Below are 24,891 nucleotides of genomic sequence, written 5' to 3' on the forward strand. Positions count from 1 at the left end.
CATGATTAAAGAGTATGTAGTGAAAGAATCAAGTAAACGCCGAGCTATGAGAAGAATTAACACCATTCATTTTATTGGAATTGGTGGTGCCGGTATGGGTGGAATAGCCGAAGTGCTTGCTTTTGAAGGTTATCGAATTACCGGCTCAGATATTGCTAACAACGCGATGACAGAGCGCTTAATTAAAGCTGGGGCCGAAGTTTTTATTGGTCATCATCAAAGTAATGTCAAGGATGCAGATGTTGTCGTTGTATCAACAGCCATTGATGTAACAAACCCAGAGATCGTGGCGGCTCAAGCTGCACGAATCCCCGTAGTTCGTAGAGCGGAAATGCTTGCTGAATTGATGCGTTTTCGCCATGGTATTGCCGTGGCTGGTACGCATGGAAAAACAACAACGACTAGTTTAATTGCCAGTATTTTTGCACAAGCCGAATTAGATCCGACATTTGTTATTGGTGGCTTGTTAAATAGTGCAGGAACGAATGCCAAATTAGGTAATAGTGATGTGCTCATTGCAGAAGCTGATGAAAGTGATGCGTCTTTTTTACATTTACAACCTATGGTATCGGTGGTCACGAACGTTGAAGCTGATCATATGGATACATATGGCGGGGATTTTGAGAAGTTAAAAGATACCTATGTTGAGTTTATTCATAACTTGCCCTTTCATGGTTTAGCAGTCGTTTGTATTGATTCAGAGGTTGCCTATGAACTTATTCCGCGATTTTCACGGCCAACAATTACATACGGTGAGTCTGAAATTGCTGATTACAAAATGGTGAATTTTACTCAAACTGTGAATAGTTGTGAGTTTAAAGTAGTGACGAAGCAAGGAGAATGCATTGATGTCGAGCTAAATATGCCGGGCAAGCATAATGCACTAAACGCTACTGCGGCAATAGCTGTGGCAAAAGATCATGGTATTGACAACGCGTTTATTTTGAAGGCATTAGCAGATTTTGAAGGTATAGGCCGACGTTTTCAGCATTATGGAGAATATGAGAATGAGCGCGGTAAAGTGATGCTAGTGGACGATTATGGACATCACCCATCGGAAGTTCAGGTTACGATTCAGGCTGCAAGAGCTGGGTGGAGTGATAAACGCTTGATTATGATATATCAGCCACATAGGTTTTCCCGTACCAGAGATTTATATGAAGATTTTGTACGAGTACTTGCTGACGTTGATCAGTTGATCTTATTGGACGTTTATAGCGCAGGAGAAAGTCCTATTGTCGGCGCTGATAGTAAAAGTTTATGCCGAAGTTTACGCCAAAGGGGCGTAGAGCCGATTCATGTATCGGATCATAATGAACTGGCCGGTGTACTGTCAGAAACTTTGGCTAATAATGACCTAGTTATTACTCAAGGTGCGGGTAATATTGGACAAATTGTCAAAAAGCTAGCGGCTACAAAGATGTCGATTAACATTTTAAAACAAGGTGATGCATGAAGCAGTTTGGTAAAGTAGCAGTTTTGCTGGGGGGAAATTCAGCAGAGCGCGAAGTATCATTAATGTCAGGAAAAGCCGTTTTAAATGGATTGTTAGCTGCCGGAGTGGATGCAGTTGCCTTTGATCCCGCACAACGTAATATTTTAGAGCTAAAAGCACTGAAAATAGATCGGGTATTCATTGCACTTCACGGCCGGGGTGGTGAAGATGGCACAATTCAGGGGGCATTGGAGTTTATGTCTTTGCCATATACAGGCAGTGGTGTGTTAGGTAGCGCGTTAGCGATGGATAAAGTGCGGAGTAAACACTTATTCAAAACAGCTCAGTTAAGTACGGCTGCATATACAGTAGTGAATGCTTCTGAAGGGTTTGATGCAAACGCGATTATGGCTGATTTTGGCAAAGTTATGGTTAAACCAAGTCATGAAGGATCAAGTATAGGAATGGCGCAAGCTAATACAGCACCGGAGCTGACACAAGCTTTAACAGCCGCATTTGACTATGATGATGAAGTATTAGTAGAGCAATGGATCACTGGTCGGGAGTTTACCGTTGCGATGCTCGGTAATGACGCATTACCTGTTATTGAAATGAAAACACCGCGTGGTTTCTACGATTACGAAGCTAAATACCAGGTAAATAGCACCGAGTATTATTGTCCTGCGAGTATGAGTGATGCCCACAGAGCGCAGCTCCAAATTATGGCGAAGCATGCATTTAAATTAGTCGGGGCTTCTGGTTGGGGGCGAGTGGATGCTATGCAAGATGAGAATGGTCAGTTTTACCTATTGGAGGTCAACACGGTTCCCGGAATGACGGAAAAATCATTGGTTCCTATGGCTGCGAAAGCACAAGGTGTGAGTTTTGAGCAATTAGTAGTTCGCATTTTGGAGCAAACGCTTTAATATGCGTGCGTTTTTCAAAAAAGCTAAATCCTTAAATCAAAGATTGAATTGGTCTTTGCTCTTCGGCTTAGGTTTTTTCACGGTGGTAATTTTCGGTTTAATTAAAAGTATGTACTGGGTTAGTGATTGGTTAGTCGCACATAAAGATGCACAGTTTAGGCAACTTACCGTATTAGGGCAGCCCAGTTATAGTAGTGAGCATGACATAGTTACCGCAATTAGGCGCGTGGATTTAAGTAGTTACTTTGAGTTAGATGTTAAAGCTGTACGGGAGTCTGTGTTGTCTCTACCTTGGGTGGCAAGTGTGTCTGTTCGTAAGCAATGGCCAGATCAATTGCAGGTTTATGTGGTGGAGCATAAACCAGTGGCAATATGGAACAGTGATTTATTGCTGAATGAAAGTGGTGATGTTTTTCAGGCACCAAGTGAAAGCTTAACAAGTATGTTGCCGCAACTATATGGACCTGAGGGCAGTGAAACGGAAGCATGGCATACTTTTTTACAATTAAAAGCCATGCTTGAAGTTAACCAATTCCACTTAGTCAGCCTTGCATTATCAGAGCGGTTTGCTTGGCAGCTGTGGTTAGAAAATGGCATTCGTCTAAATTTAGGTCGGGAAGAAAAAGCAAAACGAGTACAGCGTTTTATTGATGTTTACCCGAAAATGCACAAGCCTAACGGGGCTTTAATTGATGCTATTGATTTACGCTATGACACAGGGCTTGCGGTGAGCTGGAAATACCCGCTAATTGAAGAACAACAAAATAAGAGTAAAGCATGACGAAGTCAGCAGAAAGAAACTTAGTGATAGGGCTCGATGTTGGTACCTCTAAAGTAGTCGCAACAGTTGGAGAGATCACGGCAGATAATCAGCTCAGTATTGTGGGAGTGGGTAACCAAGTATCTCATGGTATGGATAAGGGTGGCGTGAATGATTTGAACTTAGTTTCTGAATCAATTCGCCGTGCAATTGATGAAGCCGAATTGATGGCAGATTGCCGAATAAGTTCTGTTTACTTAGGCATATCAGGCAAGCATATCCAATGCCAAAATGAAAGTGGTGTTGTTGCGATTAATAATTCTGAAGTAACAGACGATGATATTGCAAATGTCATTCATATAGCGCGATCAGTCCCAATTTCTGCAGAGCGGAAAATGTTACACTCTCTGCCGCAAGAATATAGCATTGATATGCAAGAGGGAATAAAGAATCCCTTGGGTATGAGTGGTGTACGTATGGAAGCCAAAGCACACATTATTACGTGTTCTAATGACATGGCAAAGAATATTGAAAAATGTGTTGAGCGATGTGGCTTAAATGTTGACCAACTGACCTTTAGTGCGCTGGCGTCATGTTATTCTGTGTTGACTGAAGATGAAAAAGAGCTTGGTGTGGCGGTTGTTGATATCGGTGGTGGTACGATGGATATCGCTATTTATCTTAATGGAGCTTTACGTCATTCGGCTGTTATCCCTGTTGCAGGTAATCAAGTTACGGGGGATATAGCTAAGATATTCCGAACCCCGATTTCCCATGCTGAATCATTAAAAGTGCAATATGCATGTGCAAGTAGCCAAATGGCCAGCAGTGAAGAGACAATTGAAGTTCCTAGTGTTGGTGGAAGACCTGCGCGTTTAATGTCGCGGCATACACTTTCTGAAGTTGTGGAACCACGTTTTAGGGAGTTGTTAGAGTTAACACTAGAAGAGATACGTCGCTCGGGTTTTGAAGATCAAATAGCGGCGGGACTAGTTATCACTGGCGGGAGTGGTAAAATGGCGGGCGCGCTCGAAGTTGCTGAAGATATATGTCAAATGCCCGTAAGAGTAGGTAAACCTATTGGAATTACCGGATTAACAGATTATGTTAACGATCCTGCATATGCAACAGCTGTAGGTTTGTTACAATATGGCCGTACTTTGCAATCGATGAATGCACAGAAATCGAAAGCTGAGTCGGATGGAAATTGGTGGAACCGAATTACTAAATGGTTTCAAGGCGAGTTTTAAGCTCAAGTCGGAGAGTGAAAGATGTTTGATATAATGGAAGAACACAGCGAAGAAGCTGTTATTAAAGTGATAGGTGTCGGCGGTGGTGGTGGAAACGCCGTTGAGCATATGGTTAAACAGGAAATTGAGGGTGTACGTTTCGTTGCTGCAAATACGGATGCACAGGCATTGCGGAAGTCTTCAGCAGATATAACTGTTCAATTGGGTACGCAAATTACATCAGGGTTAGGCGCAGGCGCAAACCCTGAAGTTGGCCGTAAGTCAGCTGAAGAAGACATTGAAACCATAAAAACAGCGCTTGAAGGAGCTGATATGGTATTCATCGCTGCAGGTATGGGTGGTGGAACAGGTACTGGAGCAGCCCCTGTTGTTGCTCGTGTAGCGAAAGAGTTGGGTATTTTAACGGTGGCTGTAGTGACAAGACCTTTTGATCTTGAAGGTAAGAAGCGTATGGCGGCCGCTGATCAAGGTATTGGGGAGTTGTCAGAAATTGTTGACTCACTGATTACAATTCCAAACAATAAATTACTTAAAGTTTTAGGTAAAGGAACTACACTTTTAGACGCGTTTGCTAAGGCGAATGACGTACTCTATGGTGCAGTTCAAGGTATTGCTGAACTAATAACACGTTCTGGTTTGATCAATGTGGATTTTGCAGATGTAAGAACTGTTATGTCAGCAATGGGCACTGCGATGATGGGAACCGCATCTGCATCTGGGCCTGATAGAGCGCAAGAGGCGGCAGAAGCTGCAATCTCAAGCCCTTTATTAGAAGATGTAGATTTAACGGGCGCAAAAGGTATTTTGGTGAACATTACAGCTGGAATGGATATTACCATTGAAGAGTTCGAAATAGTTGGTAATCATGTAAAAGCATTAGCATCTGAAAATGCGACGGTTGTTGTTGGTGCCGTAATTGACCCTGATATGAGTGATGAATTACGCGTAACAGTGGTTGCTACAGGGCTTGGCGGTGAGCGTCGTCCTCAGTTTGGCATAGTTGATAATGGCTTTAAGAAAGCAGCTGGTGGTGATGTTGCCTCAGCATCAACAAATCAGCAATCCAGTGGTATGTTTGTTCCAAGCTTTACTCAATCAGAGGTTACATCTGAAAACACTGGAAATGTAACGAACTCAACATCGACAGTGAGTACAGCAGCGCAAGAGAGTCAGACGGTAAGTAAAAGTGTTGAGCAAGACACAGACAAGGGAGATTATTTTGATATCCCTGCGTTTTTACGTAAACAGTCAGATTAAATTTGGTTGATAATTAAACAATTGGCAGGTGGTCGTATCTGTGATACAATCCGCCGTCTAAGTGTTATTTGAAGTGGGCGAAGTTATGATTAAACAACGTACAATTGCTGAAGTTGTTAAAGCAACAGGTGTAGGACTTCATAAAGGTGAAAAGGTCACAATTACTCTCCGACCAGCGAGCGAAAATACCGGTGTGGTATTTCGTCGTGTAGATCTTGACCCTGTGGTAGATTTTGAGACTACGCCAGAATCTGTTGGTGATACGCAATTGTGTACTTGTTTAACGAACAAAGATGGAATACGTCTTTCCACCACTGAGCATTTAATTGCAGCTGTTGCGGCGCTGGGTATAGATAACCTAGTTGTAGAGCTCGATAGTTCAGAAGTGCCTATTATGGATGGTAGTGCATTACCATTCATTTATTTATTACAAAAGGGCGGTATTAAAGAGCAGAACGTCGCAAAGCGGTTCATTCGAATTAAAGAAAAAGTTCGTGTGGAAGATGGTGATAAATGGGCTGAGATCACCCCTTATGATGGCTTTCACATTGATTTTGAAATTGCCTTTGATCACCCAGCGATAAATGACAGTCGTCAGCGCATCGGTTTAGATATCACCGCGCAGAGTTTTACGGAAGAAATTAGTAGAGCCCGCACATTCGGTTTTATGAAAGATATTGAGTATATGCATGCTAATAACCTAGCGTTAGGCGGTAGTATGGATAATGCAGTTGTACTTGATGAATATAAAGTATTAAACCCGAGTGGTTTGCGCTATTCAGATGAGTTTGTTAAGCATAAGATATTAGACTGTGTGGGTGATATGTTCATGGCAGGGTATAATATTTTAGGTAAAATTACGTGTTATAAGTCAGGTCATGGTTTGAACAACAAACTTTTACGTGAAATTATGGCATCAGAAACCGCATGGGAATGGGCTACTTTCGAAGAGCCAGTCAGCATGCCTGCGCCGGGTATGGAAATTACCACGGCTTGAAAATCGAATAATTCTAAAAAATGACGCATATAGCGTCATTTTTTTTGTGCATGACTTGCCAGTTTGAGCAGTTTGGCTTGTAAGCTAGCTGGTGCATTGTTAGCTAGTTCGATGAGCTGTAAACCCGTTTGTTCACTCATAGATCTCCTTTCATGCGTTTCATCATTGATTGTTTTGTTTTCTTTTTTCGGGGTAAGTCTTTGCTGCGCTTCGGGGTTAGTTACTATTTTTACTTGTGCGCATTCGAACATTCCAGAAGCTCTAAACTGAGACAGAATATCCATTTTTAAAAAATTAAGCCGCGTGGCTAATGTTGCTGAAGCAGCTTCAATAACTAAAGTCCCGTCTCGGTAATTCCCTATGCGGCATTTCTTAATTAATACGGGGCCCACCGCTTTTTCTAGGCAACTCTGCCACTGTGACATGGCTTGTGATTTCTCTGAATAACTGACCATTTTATTGGACCACTTTCCCATAAGCTCATTAAGTTGTTTTGGGGCAAAACGGTTCTTAGCCATAGTTATCAGCTCATAATGTTCATTTAATCAACGTAAGTATAGCTGCGTCGAAAAAGTAAAAAAAGTTAAATCATCTAAATGGCTTGAATTATGCCTAAATATCACCATATATACAGTTAATCTCGATTATGTTTCAATTTGTTGCTACATTGGGTATTTGTTGCTAACAAAAATAGTAACATTAGTTTACGTGGCTCCGCTTTTTACCAGTAAAACTTCGCTGTTTTGACTTCAATGGTTTGCAGCTTCGCAGAGTCTGGTATGATAGGGGCAATAAATTGAATTAGGCACATTGCAAAAACAATTAAGCATTTGTTGCCCACAGGAAGCAGTGCGACCTCAGTACCCAATGACGAATAAGCATAGGTAAGGTCAGCCATCAATAGAGTGAAAACGGTTTTAACATGATAGCTAATATTTTTACCAAGATTTTTGGTAGTCGCAATGACCGCACTATTAAAAACTTAAGAAAGACGGTCACCTTAATCAATGCCTTAGAAGAGCAGTACGCAGCTCTAACTGATGAGCAACTAAAAGCGAAAACAGCAGAGTTCAGAGAACGTTTTGAGCAAGGTACAAGCTTAGACGATATCTTACCTGAGGCCTTTGCGACAGTACGTGAAGCCTCAAAACGTGTTTACAACATGCGTCACTTCGATGTGCAAATGGTGGGTGGTATCGTGTTACACCAAGGCCGTATTTCTGAAATGCGCACCGGTGAAGGTAAAACATTAACAGCAACATTACCTGCATACTTAAATGGCTTAACAGGTAAAGGTGTTCACGTTATTACAGTGAATGACTACCTTGCAAAACGGGATGCAGAAACAAACCGTTCGTTATTTGAATTCCTAGGTCTAAGTGTTGGTTGCAACGTTCCGGGTATGATGCCTGAGCAAAAGAAGCAAGCCTATCGTGCTGATATTACTTATGGCACGAACAATGAATTCGGTTTTGATTACTTACGTGACAATATGGCGTTTACTGTAGAAGAGCGAGTACAACGTCCACTATATTATGCTGTCGTGGATGAGGTTGATTCAATTTTGATTGATGAAGCTCGTACACCGCTTATAATTTCAGGTCCTGCGGAAGATAGTTCTGCGCTATACACTCAGATAAATAAGATCGTGCCATCGCTAATTCTTCAAGATAAAGAAGATGAAGAAGGTGTGGAAGGTGACGGTGATTTCACAATTGATGAAAAGTCAAAACAGGTTCACTTAACTGAGCGTGGCCAAGTTAATGTTGAAGAGCTATTACTTGAGCATAAACTAATTGAAGAAGGTGATTCACTCTACTCAGCAGCAAGTATCACCTTGTTAAGCCATGTTTATGCCGCTCTTCGAGCACATAAACTTTATCAAAAAGATGTTGATTATGTTGTTAAAGATAATGAAGTTATTATTGTTGATGAGCATACTGGTCGTACAATGGAAGGGCGCCGTTGGTCTGAAGGGTTACACCAAGCTGTAGAGGCGAAAGAAGGTGTTCGTATTCAGAACGAGAACCAGACATTAGCATCAATTACCTTCCAAAATTACTTCAGAATATATGACAAGCTGGCTGGAATGACTGGTACAGCGGATACTGAAGCATTTGAGTTTCAATCAATTTATGGCTTAGATACTGTTGTTATTCCAACAAATAAACCAATGGTTCGTGATGATCGAGCAGACCTTGTTTATCTAACACAAGAAGAGAAGTTTGAGGCCATTCTTGAAGACATTAAAGACTGTCAGGAGCGTGGGCAGCCTGTTCTTGTTGGTACAGTGTCAATTGAAAGCTCAGAGTATTTATCGCATTTCTTGAGAAAAGAAAAAATAGAACATAATGTTCTTAATGCCAAATTCCATGCTCAAGAGGCCGATATTGTTGCTGATGCTGGTTTGCCAGGTAAAGTCACAATTGCTACAAATATGGCTGGTCGCGGTACAGATATTGTTTTGGGTGGTAATTGGCAAAGTGATTTAGAAAAACTTGATAACCCATCAGAAACACAGGTTACAGAATTAAAAGCTCAGTGGAAAGTTACTCATGATGCGGTGCTAGCTGCAGGTGGTTTGCATATTATTGGTACTGAACGTCACGAATCACGTCGTATCGATAATCAACTACGAGGGCGTTCAGGTCGTCAAGGGGACGCCGGCTCAAGTCGTTTCTATTTGTCGATGGATGATGCGCTGATGCGTATTTTCGCCGGTGAGCGAATGACAAATATGATGCGTAAGTTAGGTATGCAACGCGGTGAGGCGATAGAACACCCGTGGGTAAACCGAGCTATTGAAAATGCTCAGCGTAAAGTTGAAGCGCGAAACTTTGATATTCGTAAGCAGTTGCTTGAATATGATGATGTTGCTAATGATCAACGCCGAGTTGTTTATGAGCAGCGTAATGAACTGTTGGAAGAAGGCGATATATCGGAAACTATTAATGCGATCCGCAGTGATGTTTTAAATGGCACAATTGATCAATTTATTCCACCACAAAGCTTAGCTGAAATGTGGGATATTAAAGGACTAGAAGATCGTATAAAGGGCGATTTCTTAATCGAGTTACCCATTGAAAAGTGGTTAGCTGATGATGAAAAACTGTATGAAGAAAAGCTGCGCGATCGAATTAACGATGAAGTTGAAAACTCATATAAAGATAAAGAGCAAATGGTTGGCCCTGACGTACTGCGCCAATTTGAAAAAGCGATTATGCTACAAAGCCTTGATCAACATTGGAAAGATCATTTAGCAGCGATGGATCATCTCAGACAAGGTATTCACCTGCGAGGCTATGCTCAGAAGAACCCTAAGCAAGAGTATAAGCGTGAGTCATTTGAGTTATTTTCTGAAATGTTGGAAAATTTAAAAATTGATGTGGTGGGTATTCTTAGCAAAGTGCAAGTACGCGCTGAGGAAGACGTTGAGAAAGTAGAAGAGCAGCATCGCCGCAGTGAGCAAATGCCGAAAGAGTATCAACATGCTGAGGCTGAGCACGTTGGCGGTAATGTACCTGAGGGGGTATCGGTTGCAGCAAGAACTGACGTAAAAGTTGGTAGAAATGAAGCATGCCCTTGTCAGTCTGGGAAAAAGTTTAAGCAATGTTGTGGCAAACTAAAGTAATAACATTGTAAATTTTGATTTTTTAAAAAGCGGCTTTAGAGTCGCTTTTTTGATCTGGAGAGATGTTGTGAGTAAAAAAGTGATTGAAGTCGCCGTTGGTGTGATTAAAACAGGCTCAAAGATATTTATCAGTAAGCGGCATGAATCTCAGCACCAAGGTGGTTTATGGGAGTTTCCTGGAGGAAAAGTAGAGATAGGGGAAACGGCTTTCACAGCTTTGAAGCGAGAATTAAAAGAAGAGGTAAATATTGATGTATTAGGCTCTCGTGAGCTACAAATCATAGAGCATGATTATGGAGATAAATGTGTACGATTGATTGTTCATATAGTTGATAAATTTGCAGGAGAAGCTAAAGGCTTAGAAGCGCAGCTATGTCAGTGGGTTGAGATAACCTCATTAAATAATTATGCGTTTCCTGCAGCGAACCAAGCAATTATTGATAAATTACACACTGAAATGTCATAAAGTATGCCATTGTAAATATAGTCATGCTGCACTTCACGCGGCTTTTTTAAGATGATCATAACTGTTGCCACTATGGGAATGGGTAGCTTATTATAAAATTAAACTCATATTGGAATACATTGATGAAAAATATATCTTTAGCAGCTTTAGGTGTTGCAATCTCCCTTGGTGTAGCTGGTTGTAGTGAACCTCCCGCTGAAAGTAAGATGCAAGTAGATCCAATTGACTTGAATAAAAACAATAAATTAGAACTAAAGTCAGGTATTGAATTGAATAATATTGATACTTCAGTCCGCGCAGAAGATGACTTTTACTATCACGTCAATGGAAAATGGCTTGAGAAAACAGCAATTCCAGCGGATAAATCGAGTTATGGTTCTTTTACAGCTTTGTATGATGAATCACAAAAAGCCTTGCGTAAAGTATTGGATGATGCACTAAAAAATACCACAATGGCGGTAGGAAGTGATGAATATAAGCTTTCAGCTTTTTATGGGAGCTACATGGATGAAACAGCAAGAGAAGAGTTAGCTTTATCACCCTTGAAGGCATATTTAGAGCCAATAGACTCGCTGACTAGTCGTGCCGATTTACCTCGTGTCATGGCTTCTATGTTATTGAATGGTGGAACAACTCCCTTTGGCTGGTATGTAAATAATGATGCAAAAAACTCAAGCGAGTACGCATTGTATTTGTATCAAAGTGGTTTGGGGTTACCTGACCGAGATTTTTATTTAAAGGATACCGAGAAGTTTGTAAGTATACGCGCTGCATATAAGACATACATTCAGCAAGTTTTTATTCAATTGGGTTACCCTCAGCCTGAACAGACTGCAAGTAATATTCTGGAGCTTGAAAGTCGTATAGCTGCGGCTCAGTGGTCTAGAGTGGAGAGTAGAGATGCAACTAAAACTTATAATAAATTGTCGATGGCTGATGCAAATAGACTCATTCCATCATTTGATTTAGAAAGTTATTTTGCTTCTGCAAATTTAAACGTGACAGACGTTGTCATAAATCAGCCATCTTACTTAGAAAATCTCGCGAAAGTCGTGGCTGATAGCCCATTAGAAACGTGGCAACACTATCTTACTTTTCACTTCGTAAATAACCATGCTGAGCTTTTGAACAAAGAGATGGTAAATCTTAAATTTAATTTCTTTGGTAAAATGTTACGAGGCGTGCAAGAACAAGCACCAATCTGGAAGAAGGCAGTTGACTCTAGCAATGAAGTTTTAGGTGAATTGTTAGGTAAAATTTACGTTGAAACGTACTTTCCTCCAGAAGCTAAAGCACGGATGACCGAGTTAGTAAGTAACCTAATTAAAGGCTTTGATCAGGCCATTGATGACCTTGAATGGATGAGCCCTGAAACAAAAATTGCAGCAAAAGATAAACTAAGTAAGTTTACTCCTAAAATTGGCTACCCAGATAAATGGCGAGACTACTCGCAACTACGGATAAGTCCAGATGATCTATTAGGTAATTATGTTCGCTATACGCAATGGTCTTATAACGATATGGTCAATAAAATTGGAAAGGCAGTGGATCGCTCAGAGTGGTTCATGACACCACAAACAGTGAATGCTTATTATAATCCTGTAAATAATGAGATTGTGTTTCCCGCAGCAATATTGCAACCACCATTTTTTAACCTTGAGGCTGATGATGCGGTGAATTATGGAGCCATTGGCGCTGTAATTGGTCATGAGTTGGGTCATGGTTTCGATGATCAAGGGTCAAAGTATGATGGAGAAGGTAATTTACGTAACTGGTGGAGCGAATCGGACCTTACACAATTCGAGCAACGAGGGAGTAAGTTGGTTGCTCAGTATAACCAGTTCAGCCCTTTTGAAGATGCGCATGTAAATGGTGAACTTACCTTAGGTGAAAATATAGGTGACTTAGGGGGCTTAACGGTATCTTATAAAGCTTACCTACTTTCTTTAGCGAAAAGAAAAGCCCCTATCATTGATGGTTATACTGGCGAGCAGCGCTTTTTCATGGGGTGGGCACAAATTTGGCGTAGACAATATCGAGATGAAGAGCTACGAAATAGGTTAATGACTGATTCTCACTCACCAAGTCATTATAGAGTAATTGGTGTGCTACCAAATATGCCTGAGTTTTATAAAGCCTTTAAGGTGAAAGAGGGCGATGGTATGTATATACCGTCGGCTGAACGCGTAAAAATTTGGTAGGATTTTAACTTTAATAAAATTTAATAATTATAGCCCACTGTTTTGTGGGTTTTTTTTTATATTTTTTCAAGAAGCCATACTTCAGAGTAAATATTGATAGCGCTGTCATTTTTGATTTTATATGATGAGGTATTGTTAATATTGACTGAACACTTTACGCTCATATTTCTATATAGATGAATAGCAACAAAGGTGTTTACCAAGGAGCAAACCTATGACCCTAAAGCAACATGTGCTAGCAAGTTTACTTGTCACAACCCCACTGTTCGCCAATGCCGATTTATCACAGTCTCAGCTGAACGCGTTCACAAAAAACACTAAACTTGTGTTTAGCGCACAAGATAATTTTCATAATGGTGCATCTAGTTTAATTGCATCAATGACTTTGACGAATAATTCAGATATTGCCCTAGTAAAGGGAAAAGCAGATTGGCAAATCTATATTCACTCGGTACGTAAAATTCATACTAAATCAGTTAAAGGATTTACGATAGAGCATGTAAATGGTGATTTACATCGTTTTGTACCAAATAAAGATTTTGCAGGGCTGGCTGTCGGTGAAAGCCTCACTGTTGAATTTGAGGCAGGTGCATGGATAGCTGCATATAGTGACTTTATGCCGCGAGCATTTATGGTTTCCAAGCAGCATACGCCGGCGATTTTTGCAAATACTGACACGGAAGACTTTAAGCAATACATTGCCCCATTTGAGCGAGAGAATCAGCTTAGGCGATATAATGATCCGATAGATAAAACGCAGCTAGCATCTGCTCAATTGCGTTATGAGCGTAACCTTTCTTCTGCGTCTATTTCAAAAGAAGCGGCATTGAAACGGATCATTCCAACACCACAAAAGGCTGATTTCAATCGTGGAACAGCGGTGTTAGATTCATCATGGCAAATACGTTTTGCTGGTCGTTTGACTTCAGAGGTAGCTGTTTTAAAAAGTGATTTAGCCGATTATGGATTAGAGCTAGAGAGTGAAGCTGATCATATTAAAGCTTCTAAAGCGCCTACCATTTACTTAAAAGTAGACGAAAGTCTGGCTGATGGTGCAGCTGAAAGCTATCAGCTAGAAATCGATGACGATAAAATAGAGATCATTGGTAGCGATAATGCTGGCGTATTTTACGGTATTCAGAGCTTATTGGCGCTCTTCCCAGCAGGCAGCAAAAATACCATCACTGTACCTAATGTTGAAATTGAAGATACCCCAAGGTTTGTATGGCGTGGCATGCACTATGACAACGCTCGTAATTATCATGGCAAAGATGCGCTGTTTAAATTAGTAGAGCAAATGGCTCGTTATAAGCTGAACAAGTTTCATTGGCACTTTTCAGATGATGAAGGCTGGCGTGTTGAGATCCCAGGCTTACCAGAGTTAACGGAAATTGGTGCTCATCGCTGTTTTGATTTAGAAGAGCAACGTTGTCTATTAACTCAGTTGGGTACGGGGCCCTTTAAATCAGGTTCTGGAAATGGGTTTTTATCTCGCAAAGATTTTGTCGAACTCATTAAGTTTGCAGATGCTCGACATATTCAAATTATTCCTGAAATTGAAGGCCCAGGCCACGCTCGCGCTGCGATTAAGTCCATGGAAGTGAGGTATAATACGTTCAAAGCCAAAGGGAAGTTAGAGCAAGCTAAAGCCTACTTATTAACAGATCCAAAGGACGAGTCACAGTATATCACGGTGCAAAACTACACAGACAATTCATTTAATGTGTGTTTAGACTCTACGTATGCTTTTATCGAGAAGGTGACTTACGAGCTACAAAGTATGTATCGAGATGCGGGGACTCGATTAACGAATTTACATTTTGGTGGAGATGAAGTCGGTGCAGGTTCATGGACACAGTCTCCCGCTTGTGATGCTTTATTTATGGATGCGAATAATGGGATTGCAGGCCCAGCGGATTTAAAGCCATACTTTACCCAAAAGGTGGCTCATATATTAGCCAAACGCGGTATTTCTCCTGGCGCTTGGGAGGATGGATTAATGTATGACAAAGTAAATCCTTTTAAAAGAGATGAGTTCCCCAATGACACTTTTACTGCAAATGTGTGGGACAATATTTGGGAATGGGGGGTTGCAGATAGAGCATACCGGTTAGCCAATGATGGATATCAAGTGGTATTATCTCATGGCACACACTTGTATTTTGATCATCCATATGAAGCTCATCCAGAAGAGCGAGGTTATTATTGGGCAACGCGTTTTATTGATACTAAAAAAGCGTTTAGTTATATGCCTGATGATGTATACGCCAATGCTGATTTTACGCGAACTCGAGAACCGATTGTAAATTTAGAAGCACTCGTAGGACGTGCCATGCCTAAGCTTGAAAAGCCAGAAAATATCTTAGGTATGCAAGGGCAAGTGTGGAGCGAAACCATTCGAACTGAAGAGCAGGTATTAGCGATGATTTTCCCGCGTATTTTATCTGTAGCAGAGCGCGCTTGGCATAAAGCTAAATGGGAAGGGGATGAAATTGCAATTAAACCTTTTTCAAACGATTGGCAAAGTTTTTCCGCAGCATTGGCTATAAAGGAACTGCCTAAGTTGGTTGCGTCTGGTGTAAATGTGAATTTACCAGTACCAGGTGCAGTTAAAAAAGGAGCACTTGTTTATGCCAACAGCGCTTTCCCTTATTTAGATATCGAATATAGCTTAGATCGAGGAAAAACTTGGCTGCTTTATTCAGATCCGATCAGTCATAATGACGGTCAATCGGTTCAACTAAGGACGCGTGTAGGAGATAAAAATACGAGCCGTATCACAGAGTTAAAGTAATATTTTTGAGATGTTTGCTAAAAAGGGACCGTAAGGTCCTTTTTTAGTAAATTAACTGGTTAAATTCTAGCTAGTCAAAAGTTAAATTTTAACGTAAAGTTAAATGTCAGCGCTGTCATTTTTGAGTGATAGCCCTAACACTACATCAATACGCTTAAAAATGAGCGTGGGTGTCTAATAATTATACAGAAGTTATTCTGAATTTAGTCCTAGATCTGTGCAATCTACAGATCTTTAGTATATTAATTAGCAACAAGAAGAAACTTATGGAAGCGACAGTGGAAATTGAAGATAATGTAAAGCAGAGTATCTGGCTCCCTATGGTGCTCGCTGGGTCGATGTTTTTTATTTTAGGGTGTATTACTTGGCTCAACGGGGCTATTACACCTTTTTTACAACAAATGCTTGAATTAACGCCGTTGCAAGCGTCGTTCATCATATCCTCGTTTTATATTGCCGTGACAGTCGCAGGAATACCTTCGGCTATGCTAATTAAGCGTGTTGGCTATAAGAATGGCATGGCATTAGGGTGTGTCGTGATGGCTGCATCTGCGTTAATGTATATTCCTGCTGCAAAAATGCAGATGATTGAGATATTTTTGTTTGCGCAGCTAATGATAGGCGTTGGTCAAACGATATTACAAACAGCGGTTAACCCATACGTTGTTAAAATGGGATCTGAAAAGTCAGCAGCGGTCCGTGTGTGTATTATGGGGCTATTGAATAAGTCTGCTGGTGTGATTGTACCAATCATATTTGCAGCGGTCGTCGTCAGTGGTGTTGTAGAGCCGGGGTCACAATTATCACAAGAACAAAAAGATGCAATGGCGAACAGTCTAATTATGCCTTACATTGGGGTAGCTGGCCTTATTTTCTTGTTTGCTGTTTTCGCAAAAATCGCACCATTACCAGATCTGGTTTTTGAAGAGTCAGGTGGTAACGGTAAGGGTGAATTAAAAGAAGCATTGAGCCATCCTCACTTGGTACTGGGTGTTATTGGTATTGCATTGTATGTTGCCGTCGAGGTTATTGCAGCTGATACTATTGGTTCTTATGCATTACAGCTAGGCATAGCGGATTATTCCGTGATGACGTCTTACACTATGGCGTGTATGCTGATTGGCTATGCTATTGGTATTGCATTGATCCCGCGTTTTATGTCTCAACAAAATGCATTAGTGATGTCTGGTATTGCTGGTATCATTACAGTTTTAGCGGTTGTAATGGGTAGTAACGACTCATTTACGATATCTAACATTTTACTTGTTCCATTTGGTGGACCTCAATTACCAGATCCGCTATTGTGTATAGCATTACTTGGTTTTGCTAACGCTATGGTATGGCCAGCTATTTGGCCATTGGCATTAAATGGCCTCGGTCGCTTGACTGGTACTGCTTCGGGACTACTTATTATGGGTATTGCGGGCGGTGCGTTAGGGCCCTTACTGATTGGCCTTGGAAATGTAGCTGGCCTTGGTGCTCAAGGGGCGTATAGCTTAATGATACCAAGTTACCTATTTATTTTGTTCTATGCTCTGAAAGGTCACAAGATGACGAGCTGGAAGTAACTGAATTTCTATCTGTAAATAGAAATAATCCCGTGTGTAATGCCACCTTTAAGGTGGCATTTTTTTGTCTGCCATAAATAAGCTATGAGAGTGTAACGCCCTGTAAAGCGGCTTTTTTAAAAATCGATGAAGGCATGGTGGTTATCAATTTTAATGAGATTAATACAAGAATGATTCTCAAAAGAGAACATTCTAATTAAGTTTTTATAGCACAAATTGGATCAGTATTCTGAGAGCATGTAATGTACTTACTAGCATGATTTTGATAAATAAATTCGCTAAGTTTAGGCGTTCGAAAAGATGCTTTTCAGAAATAGTATTTTTGAAGGGATATTAAAGAGTTTTTCAACAATATAATGTTGGCATTGCATAAGAATACATAAAAGAAAGATGGGGCGACTGATGGGGCTCGAACCCACGACAACCGGAATCACAATCCAGGGCTCTACCAACTGAGCTACAGCCGCCACAACACACCTCGTTTGGTGTGGCGCGGATAATACATAATAATTCACGTCTTGCAAAGTAAAAAATGCAAATTTTTCTAAAAAAGGAAAAAAGTAAAAAAGTCATCCCATACAGCAAATATTCATATAACCTATGTAAGATCCAACAAAACTATTATAAGCGCTCACTAGGAGGCTCTATGGAAACCATCATCAATTGGGTAAACGATAATTCAGATATGTTACTGCGTTATGGGATTCAAGTTATTCTGGCAGTTGTGATTCTGTTGTTAGGAATTAAGGTTGCTAAACTCTGTAGTGGATTGACCGAAAAAGCATTCTCAAAGCGAAAAGTGGATAAAGCAGTTGGCGGGTTTGTTGCAAATATTATTTATGCACTTGTGTTTGCTGCAACGGTATTGATGGCGCTGTCGCAAGTCGGTATTGAAACAACATCGTTCATCGCTATTCTCGGTGCAGCAGGTTTAGCTGTGGGTTTAGCCTTGCAGGGGTCATTATCAAATTTTGCATCAGGCGTGTTGATTATTATGCTAAGGCCTTTCAAGTCGGGTGATTTCATTGAAGCTGGCGGGAAGTCAGGTAGTGTTGAGAAAATAGAGATATTTTCTACAGAGTTACGTACGCCTGATAACAAAGTTATTATTATGCCTAATTCGGCTATTATGTCTGGTGCAATCGTCAATTACTCAAGAGAGAAAACCCGCCGTATCGATTTGGTGATTGGTGTAAGTTATGACGCAGATTTAAAGCAAGCGAAGCAAGTATTGCAAAATGTATTAGACAAAGAAACACGACTTTTAACAGATCCAGCTTACACCGTTGCCGTATCTGAACTTGCTGACTCAAGTGTTAATTTTGTCGTGAGACCTTGGGTAAACACATCCGATTATTGGCCAACTTACTTTAGTTTGGTAGAAAATATAAAGATTTCTCTTGATGAAGCAGGAATTGGTATTCCATTTCCTCAAATGGATGTCCACCTTCATAAAGACTCTTAACAGAAAGGTTATAAAAGTAATGAAAGTTAAATTGTTATCTATGTGTGTATGTGCTGCTGTGATGTCAAATGCCTATGCTGAGGATATAAAAAGTGAACAAACATGGGAAGTGACCAGTGAAGTGGGCGCTATCATTACCAGCGGTAATACAGAAACAACGACTCTAAAAGGTAATTTGAAAGCAAAGCATCGGCTAGAAAATTGGCACAATGAATATAAAGTGAGTGGCATTTTCAAAGAAGATGAAATTGAAAATGACGATGGAAATAAAGTAAAAGAGCGTACTAACGAAAAATATTCTTTATCGATGCAAGGTAATTATAAGCTTGATAGCGATAGCAGTCACTTATTCGTGCTTGGTTCATATGTATCAGACTCTTTTGGCGCTTATCGTTCCGAAGCGGTTGCATCGGTTGGTTATGGTTTAAGATTATTAAAAAGTGATGACATGGAGTTGAGTTTTGAAGTTGGCCCAGGTATTAAGCGCTTTGAATATCAAGATGATAGTACAGAGGTCGATAACGGAATGCCTTTGGCCGGGACGTCAGAAAATGAATTCATCGGCGTTGCAAAAATGGATTACAGTTGGCAAATATCTGAAAATGCCAAGTTTACACAGCTTTTTTCTGTCGAAACCGGTAGCACAAATACGAAGAGTACGTCAGAGTCTGCTTTGTTAACTAAAATTAACGGTTCGCTGCAAATGAAAGTTGCTTACAATATTATAAACAATTCAGAAGTAGATGATGGCAAAGAAAGTACAGATACTGAAACGTCATTGACGTTAGTATATAGCTTTTAGTTATTACAATTTTCAACAAAAATGGGGCCTTTGGTCCCATTTTTTTTATGTTGAAAATACGATACAATACGCCGGTTAACTCACGCACTTAATTGATAAGGGTATATTTGTGAAGTTCAGTAAATTGGCGGTCATTGCGGCTTTATTATGTTTATTTTTCAGTGTGCTTATGGAACGTGCTATTGCAGCCACTCCATCCGCTCAGCAGATGGAGCAATTCAAAAAGCTGCCAAAAGCCCAGCAAGAGGCACTTGCAAAAAAATATGGCTTGAATCTAAAGGATTTGAAAGGAAAACAAAGCGATGATAAAAATACTGAGCTTCCTGAGTCTACAATTGAGCCGCGAAGTAAAGAAGAGATTGAAGCGGATGAATTAGAAGAAAAGTTTAAGCCAAAAGAAGATGAATTAAAACCATTTGGTTATGAGCTTTTTGAAGGTGAGCCGACCACGTTTATTCCGACTGAGCTTGCCGCGATCCCAGATACTTATTTAATTGGGGTTGGTGATGAAGTTAAAATTAATTTGTATGGTAAAACCAGTGAAGAGCATGAGGTTCAAGTCGATCGCGAAGGGCGTTTAGCTATTCCTAATTTATCGCCTGTACATGTAATTGGTTTATCATTTCGTGAGTTAAAAGAACTCGTAAAGAGCAAAATATCTGAAGAAATGATAGGTGTTAGAGCCTTTGTTAGTATGGGGCAGCTTAACGCCATGCGCATAATGGTTGTGGGTGAAGCATATAAGCCTGGCAGTTATACAGTATCTCCTTTGGCAACGGTAACTCATGCGTTGTTTGTCGCCGGTGGCGTTAATGAATTGGGTTCTTTGCGAAAGATTCAGGTTAAGCGTGCGGGCAAAGAGATCACGACATTTGATCTATATGATTTATTGTTGTTTGGGGATAGTTCAAAAGACGTAAGCTTGAAACCAGGGGATGTGGTATTTATCCCACCTGCTGCAAAAAAAATTAAGATCAAGGGAGAGGTAACGCGTAAAGCTATTTTCGAGCTTGTTGAGACGGATGACGCACAAAGTGTCATTGCGATGTCGGGCGGTTTTAAAGCGAGTGCAAACAGAAATAAAGTTGTTGTATCGCGTTTTAATGGGTTTGGCTCTCGAGTTACATTGAATGTGAACTTTAATAATGCAACACAGTATAAGCCAATGAATGGTGATGAGATTGTTGTTAATCCAGCTTCACAACGGATGAAAAATACCATCACGTTAATTGGTGCAGTAACAAGCCCTGGTAATTATGAGTGGCATAAAGGTAAAACAGTACGTGATGTATTTACCAGTCCAAGAGATGACATTTTACCGATAGCAGACTTCTCGTATGCGTTGGTTATTCGTGAAGTAAACCTTGAAGGGAATGTTGAGGTTTTACAGTTTTCCCCAGAAAGTGTATTGGTGAATAATGACTCTAATCTTGAGCTGAAAAGTAACGATACGATCATTGTATTTAGCCGATATGATCTAAAAGTCGATGAAGAAGCCACGTTGAAAAGTTTGGCTTATAGTCAAGAACAGCTAAAGCTAAAAGAAAATATAGAGTTATGGGAGCAATACGAACGTGACGAGTTCCTTAAGTTCATTGGCGTAAAAGAGGATGATAAATTTGACTTTTCCGAAGAGGAAGAAGAAGTCATAAGCAGTATAAATGCGTTGTTTGAAGAAGATGACGAAGTCAAAGAAGAAGAGTATGCCGTTTTTAGTCGTCATAACCTTTTAAAGCCTATTATTGCGAAGTTGCAAAAGCAAGCTACAGCTTCAGACCCTGCAAAATTGTTTGCAGTAAATGGCAGGGTTAAATTTCCTGGTGTGTATCCTTTACCAAATAATGCCAACTTTACCATGGCTGTTGCAGCCGGCGGTGGCTTTTTAGAATCAGCTTACTTAGAAAAGGTAGAGCTTACACGGGTTCACGCAAATGATCTGAAGCAAGTTGAGCATATCCAATTTAATGCACGTGCTGAGCTTAGTGCTGCCAATCACACATTACAAAGCAAAGATACTGTTAATATATTCCCTAAGCCAAATTGGCATGAGCGATTAGAAGTAGAAGTAGTTGGTGAAGTGATGTTCCCTGGTACTTACACAATTCAAAGAGGGGAAACGTTAGACAGCTTAGTCAAGCGTGCTGGCGGTTTCAGTGAATTTGCCCATAAAGAAGCGGCAATTTTTACGCGTGAATCAATCAAGCGTAAAGAGAAGTCACAAATCCAGAGATTAACTCAAGAGCTAAGACGAGATATTGTCACCAATAGCTTTCAACGTCAAAGTAGGACAGCTAGTGCAGAATTACCTTACGAAGATTTAGATCAAATTTTGAAAGATTTATCAAAACTAGAAGCCGTAGGACGACTGGTTATTGATTTAGATAATCCTTCGTCGCAAAGCTTACAGCTTGAAGGTCAAGATGCGCTTTATATTCCTGCTATTCAAGACTCGGTCAGCGTGATTGGTGAAGTTAACCTCGCATCAACTCATATTTTTGATGCGAATAAAGATGTGAGTGGCTATATCAAGGCCAGCGGTGGATTTAAGCAAAAAGCAGATGAAGAGCGCATTTATATCATTAAAGCCAATGGCTCTGTTGAGCTTCCAAATGATAGTGATTCATGGTTTGCGGTAAATCAAGCAGGAAGCCAGCTTTCACCAGGTGATACCATTGTTGTGCCGCTTGATTCTCAACATTTAGATAGCTTGACCTTGTGGAGTACGGCAACACAAATCATTTATCAGCTAGGTTTGGCCGCAGCATCAATTGCAACTCTGAATAAGTAAAAGGCGTATTTGTGGAAATTAAAGAGTCAGATATTGTGAAAAGCCATGAAGTGGATCTAACAGAGATTTTACGTGCTTTATGGCAAGGGAAAGTATGGATTGTGTTGCTGTCGGCAGTATTTTCAATTGGGGGCGTTTTTTACGCATTGTCGTTACCTAACGAGTATAAAGCCACGGTTATTTTATCACCAGTGGAAGATGGCCAAGGTGGGTTGTTAGGCGGGTTAAAGTCAGATCTGGGAGGCTTGGCTGCTATGGCAGGTGTTAACTTAGGCGGAGGCGGTGGAAATAAATCTGTGTTAGCGTTACAAATATTACAAAGTCGGGGCTTTTTAAACGAGTTTGTTGCGAAGTACGATTTAAAACCAATATTAATGGGAACGAAGGGTTGGGACCTCCCATCAAATACTTTGCTTTATGATAATAATATGTACGATATTGAAAATGAGAAGTGGGTACGTGAAGTCGATTTACCGATTAAACCAGAGCCTAGCTTACAAGAAGTTTATGAACATATATTAGAAGTTAACCTAAGCGTAATAGAGGATAAAAAAGATGGGTTAGTTTGGCTTTCTATTTCACACTATTCGCCGCATATCGCGAAAGATTTAGTTGAGAAATTAGTAGTTGAGATTAATGCAAGAATTCAAAATGACGATATTCAGCAAGCCACAACTAAAATAGAGTATTTGAAGAAAACGTTAGCTGAAACAAATGTTGCAGATATGCAGAAAATCTTTTATCAATTGATAGAACAACAAGAGCAAACTAAGATGCTGGCACTCACACAATCACAATATGTATTTAGAACCATTGACCCTGCAATTTTGCCTGAAATTAAAGATAGACCTAAGCGAGCGTTAATTTGTATTGGCTTTGCATTTGTGGGTCTTGTCCTTTCATTTGGTTTTGTTTTATTTCGCTATTTTGTAATAACAAAAAAAGCTTGAAGCTATCGCACAAGCAAAAGTGTTATTAAGTGTTACAAGTAATTTTTTTTGCATCGCAATTGCTATACAATAGCGTGTTTATAATTGTTAGCTGACGGAAATATGTGGATCTTTATGGTCATCTTTTTTGCTTTTATAGCATCTTATTGCTCTATTTTTATGATAAAGCCAGTGGCCGAAAAAGTAGGCTTAGTTGATACGCCTTGTAATAGGAAGCAGCATGTTGGAGCGATTCCTTTAATTGGCGGCGTATCTATATTTTTTGCTGTGTTGATTTCTATCATCGTCTTCCTACCCATGGAAAAGCGCTTGGTGGTGTACTTGGTGTGTGCGGCAGCTATTGTGCTTCTTGGCGTAATTGATGACTACCGTCAGCTCGGTGTTAAAATTCGTTTGTGTGTGCAGTCACTGGTTGCACTTTTAATGATGTGGGGCTCAGATACCTACATTCATAACTTGGGTAACGTATTTGGTTTAGGTGTAATAGACCTTGGTTTATGGGGAATTCCATTTACTGTAATTGCTGTTATAGCCGCAATTAATGCGTTCAATATGATCGATGGCATTGATGGTTTGGCGGGCGCTATGAGTATTATTACATTTACCGCTATTCTAATGTTGATGATGGTCAATGGCGCTGAATTAAGTGTTTTACCTTTGATTATTATTGCGACAATCGTCCCGTATTTGGCATTTAATCTGGGAGTGCTTGGCCATAAAAACCGTAAGATTTTTATGGGAGATGCAGGTTCAATGTTCATCGGCCTAAGTGTGATTTGGTTATTAATGATTGCAACTCAGTCAGATGGTAATAATGCCTTTAGTGCGGTAACTGCACTGTGGATCATCGCAGTGCCTTTGATGGATATGATGGCAATCATTATACGCCGTGTTAAAAAGCGTCAATCTCCTTTTATGGCTGATAGAGATCATTTACATCACGTGTTCATGCGTATCGGCTTTAGCTCTCGAAAAGCGCTAGCAAGCATCAGTGTATTTGCAATTTTCTTTGCATCAGTGGGTATTTTAGGGGAACTTTTAGAGGTACCAGAATCTCTGATGTTTACTCTGTTCGTTATTGTGTTTATTAGCTACTCAGCATGTATTCAACATGCTTGGAAAGTCGCTCGTTTTCTTCGCAAGAATATTTTAAAAAAGCAGGTTAAAAGGGTTTAATTGTATGCCACAGAGAAAGAATGAAAATAAAAATTGCCAGTTAGGCTTTACTATGATGGAACTGCTTATTGTTATTGTTATTTTAGGGTTGTTGATGTCTTTGGTTGCTCCTGATTTTTTTAAGCGTCTTGGATCATCTCAGAAGAAAATTGCTTCAGTTCAAATGTCGTCATTGGAAACTGCGATTGACACATATCGCTTAGATGTAGGCATTTACCCTAAATCTCTAGAAGAATTACGTAGTAGTGAAGTGCCTAGGTGGGATGGCCCTTATTTACCTAAAGCAGTGCCGTTAGACCCTTGGGATTCTCCATACTTCTATAAAACGCCAGGTGAAAATGGCGCGCCTTATATTTTATTGTCGTATGGGGCTGATAAAAAGGAAGGTGGTGAAGGGGATAATGCAGATATAGTGCATCAGTAAT

The 24,891-nt window shown here is 40.3% G+C and carries 18 protein-coding genes and 1 tRNA gene; 17 read left to right on the top strand and 2 right to left on the bottom strand.

What is annotated here, in order from left to right; all coding sequences use genetic code 11:
* Position 1: 1 nt before the first annotated feature.
* The 6 genes from murC (at position 2) to lpxC (ending at position 6,625) form a co-directional block, all read left to right on the top strand.
* Positions 2-1,456, top strand: a complete 1,455-nt coding sequence (gene murC / locus J8L98_RS03755) for a UDP-N-acetylmuramate--L-alanine ligase (RefSeq protein ID WP_210995359.1) — start codon at positions 2-4, stop codon at positions 1,454-1,456.
* The gene (locus J8L98_RS03760) at positions 1,453-2,361 is read left to right on the top strand and encodes a D-alanine--D-alanine ligase (protein ID WP_210995360.1); all 909 of its coding nucleotides are present in this window, start codon (positions 1,453-1,455) and stop codon (positions 2,359-2,361) included. The genes murC and J8L98_RS03760 overlap by 4 nt, the downstream gene beginning before the upstream one ends.
* Position 2,362: 1 nt before the next feature.
* Positions 2,363-3,142 (top strand): cell division protein FtsQ/DivIB, encoded by a 780-nt coding sequence (locus J8L98_RS03765; RefSeq protein ID WP_210995361.1) that lies wholly within the window; start codon positions 2,363-2,365, stop codon positions 3,140-3,142.
* A complete protein-coding gene (ftsA, locus tag J8L98_RS03770) occupies positions 3,139-4,371 on the top strand; it encodes a cell division protein FtsA (protein WP_210995362.1) in 1,233 nt (410 codons plus the stop codon). Before J8L98_RS03765 ends, ftsA begins: the two co-directional genes overlap by 4 nt.
* Positions 4,372-4,392: 21 nt before the next feature.
* Complete coding sequence (ftsZ, locus tag J8L98_RS03775) at positions 4,393-5,628, top strand: cell division protein FtsZ (RefSeq protein WP_210995363.1); 1,236 nt, start codon at positions 4,393-4,395, stop codon at positions 5,626-5,628.
* Positions 5,629-5,713: 85 nt separating this feature from the next.
* Positions 5,714-6,625, top strand: coding sequence for a UDP-3-O-acyl-N-acetylglucosamine deacetylase (gene lpxC / locus J8L98_RS03780; RefSeq protein ID WP_210995364.1), 912 nt, complete (start codon positions 5,714-5,716; stop codon positions 6,623-6,625).
* 35 nt (positions 6,626-6,660) lie between these two features.
* Here the strand turns inward: lpxC and J8L98_RS03785 are convergent, their stop codons facing one another.
* Positions 6,661-7,143 (bottom strand): DciA family protein, encoded by a 483-nt coding sequence (locus J8L98_RS03785; protein WP_210995365.1) that lies wholly within the window; start codon positions 7,141-7,143, stop codon positions 6,661-6,663.
* 404 nt (positions 7,144-7,547) lie between these two features.
* Here J8L98_RS03785 and secA point away from each other — a divergent pair, with 404 nt between their 5' ends.
* The 5 genes from secA (at position 7,548) to J8L98_RS03810 (ending at position 17,285) form a co-directional block, all read left to right on the top strand.
* Positions 7,548-10,256: a preprotein translocase subunit SecA gene (gene secA / locus J8L98_RS03790; RefSeq protein WP_210995366.1), complete on the top strand. Its 2,709-nt coding sequence runs from the start codon at positions 7,548-7,550 to the stop codon at positions 10,254-10,256.
* Between the two features lie 67 nt (positions 10,257-10,323).
* Positions 10,324-10,722, top strand: coding sequence for an 8-oxo-dGTP diphosphatase MutT (gene mutT, locus J8L98_RS03795; protein ID WP_210995367.1), 399 nt, complete (start codon positions 10,324-10,326; stop codon positions 10,720-10,722).
* Positions 10,723-10,844: 122 nt separating this feature from the next.
* Positions 10,845-12,923 (top strand): M13 family metallopeptidase, encoded by a 2,079-nt coding sequence (locus J8L98_RS03800; protein WP_210995368.1) that lies wholly within the window; start codon positions 10,845-10,847, stop codon positions 12,921-12,923.
* Between the two features lie 214 nt (positions 12,924-13,137).
* Positions 13,138-15,717: a family 20 glycosylhydrolase gene (locus tag J8L98_RS03805; RefSeq protein ID WP_210995369.1), complete on the top strand. Its 2,580-nt coding sequence runs from the start codon at positions 13,138-13,140 to the stop codon at positions 15,715-15,717.
* A 266-nt stretch (positions 15,718-15,983) separates the two neighbouring features.
* A complete protein-coding gene (locus J8L98_RS03810) occupies positions 15,984-17,285 on the top strand; it encodes an MFS transporter (RefSeq protein WP_192508457.1) in 1,302 nt (433 codons plus the stop codon).
* Between the two features lie 391 nt (positions 17,286-17,676).
* Here the strand turns inward: J8L98_RS03810 and J8L98_RS03815 are convergent.
* A tRNA-His gene (locus J8L98_RS03815) sits at positions 17,677-17,752 on the bottom strand.
* Positions 17,753-17,931: 179 nt separating this feature from the next.
* Between J8L98_RS03815 and J8L98_RS03820 the strand changes: the two genes are divergently transcribed.
* The 6 genes from J8L98_RS03820 (at position 17,932) to gspG (ending at position 24,890) form a co-directional block, all read left to right on the top strand.
* Positions 17,932-18,750 carry a mechanosensitive ion channel domain-containing protein gene (locus J8L98_RS03820; protein WP_210995370.1) on the top strand — a complete coding sequence of 273 codons (819 nt, stop codon included), beginning with the start codon at positions 17,932-17,934 and terminating at the stop codon, positions 18,748-18,750.
* A 19-nt stretch (positions 18,751-18,769) separates the two neighbouring features.
* Positions 18,770-19,552, top strand: a complete 783-nt coding sequence (locus tag J8L98_RS03825) for a DUF481 domain-containing protein (protein WP_210995371.1) — start codon at positions 18,770-18,772, stop codon at positions 19,550-19,552.
* A gap of 169 nt (positions 19,553-19,721) precedes the next feature.
* Positions 19,722-22,340 (top strand): SLBB domain-containing protein, encoded by a 2,619-nt coding sequence (locus J8L98_RS03830; RefSeq protein ID WP_210995579.1) that lies wholly within the window; start codon positions 19,722-19,724, stop codon positions 22,338-22,340.
* Between the two features lie 11 nt (positions 22,341-22,351).
* A complete protein-coding gene (locus J8L98_RS25150; protein ID WP_210995372.1) occupies positions 22,352-23,290 on the top strand; it encodes a Wzz/FepE/Etk N-terminal domain-containing protein in 939 nt (312 codons plus the stop codon).
* Positions 23,291-23,404: 114 nt separating this feature from the next.
* Positions 23,405-24,466, top strand: a complete 1,062-nt coding sequence (wecA, locus tag J8L98_RS03840; protein WP_348771887.1) for a UDP-N-acetylglucosamine--undecaprenyl-phosphate N-acetylglucosaminephosphotransferase — start codon at positions 23,405-23,407, stop codon at positions 24,464-24,466.
* Positions 24,467-24,470: 4 nt separating this feature from the next.
* Positions 24,471-24,890, top strand: a complete 420-nt coding sequence (gspG, locus tag J8L98_RS03845) for a type II secretion system major pseudopilin GspG (RefSeq protein ID WP_210995374.1) — start codon at positions 24,471-24,473, stop codon at positions 24,888-24,890.
* The last annotated feature ends 1 nt before the right edge of the window (position 24,891 follow it).

Source organism: Pseudoalteromonas sp. MMG013 (assembly GCF_018100885.1).
GTDB lineage: Bacteria > Pseudomonadota > Gammaproteobacteria > Enterobacterales > Alteromonadaceae > Pseudoalteromonas > Pseudoalteromonas aurantia.

Excerpts from the sequence above, each read along its gene's own strand:
- murC (WP_210995359.1), top strand. The coding sequence starts at position 2 with ATGATTAAAGAGTATGTAGTGAAAGAATCAAGTAAACGCCGAGCTATG.
- J8L98_RS03760 (WP_210995360.1), top strand. The coding sequence starts at position 1,453 with ATGAAGCAGTTTGGTAAAGTAGCAGTTTTGCTGGGGGGAAATTCAGCA.
- J8L98_RS03765 (WP_210995361.1), top strand. The coding sequence starts at position 2,363 with ATGCGTGCGTTTTTCAAAAAAGCTAAATCCTTAAATCAAAGATTGAAT.
- ftsA (WP_210995362.1), top strand. The coding sequence starts at position 3,139 with ATGACGAAGTCAGCAGAAAGAAACTTAGTGATAGGGCTCGATGTTGGT.
- ftsZ (WP_210995363.1), top strand. The coding sequence starts at position 4,393 with ATGTTTGATATAATGGAAGAACACAGCGAAGAAGCTGTTATTAAAGTG.
- lpxC (WP_210995364.1), top strand. The coding sequence starts at position 5,714 with ATGATTAAACAACGTACAATTGCTGAAGTTGTTAAAGCAACAGGTGTA.
- J8L98_RS03785 (WP_210995365.1), bottom strand. The coding sequence starts at position 7,143 with ATGGCTAAGAACCGTTTTGCCCCAAAACAACTTAATGAGCTTATGGGA.
- secA (WP_210995366.1), top strand. The coding sequence starts at position 7,548 with ATGATAGCTAATATTTTTACCAAGATTTTTGGTAGTCGCAATGACCGC.
- J8L98_RS03800 (WP_210995368.1), top strand. The coding sequence starts at position 10,845 with ATGAAAAATATATCTTTAGCAGCTTTAGGTGTTGCAATCTCCCTTGGT.
- J8L98_RS03805 (WP_210995369.1), top strand. The coding sequence starts at position 13,138 with ATGACCCTAAAGCAACATGTGCTAGCAAGTTTACTTGTCACAACCCCA.
- J8L98_RS03810 (WP_192508457.1), top strand. The coding sequence starts at position 15,984 with ATGGAAGCGACAGTGGAAATTGAAGATAATGTAAAGCAGAGTATCTGG.
- J8L98_RS03820 (WP_210995370.1), top strand. The coding sequence starts at position 17,932 with ATGGAAACCATCATCAATTGGGTAAACGATAATTCAGATATGTTACTG.
- J8L98_RS03825 (WP_210995371.1), top strand. The coding sequence starts at position 18,770 with ATGAAAGTTAAATTGTTATCTATGTGTGTATGTGCTGCTGTGATGTCA.
- J8L98_RS03830 (WP_210995579.1), top strand. The coding sequence starts at position 19,722 with ATGGAACGTGCTATTGCAGCCACTCCATCCGCTCAGCAGATGGAGCAA.
- wecA (WP_348771887.1), top strand. The coding sequence starts at position 23,405 with ATGGTCATCTTTTTTGCTTTTATAGCATCTTATTGCTCTATTTTTATG.
- gspG (WP_210995374.1), top strand. The coding sequence starts at position 24,471 with ATGCCACAGAGAAAGAATGAAAATAAAAATTGCCAGTTAGGCTTTACT.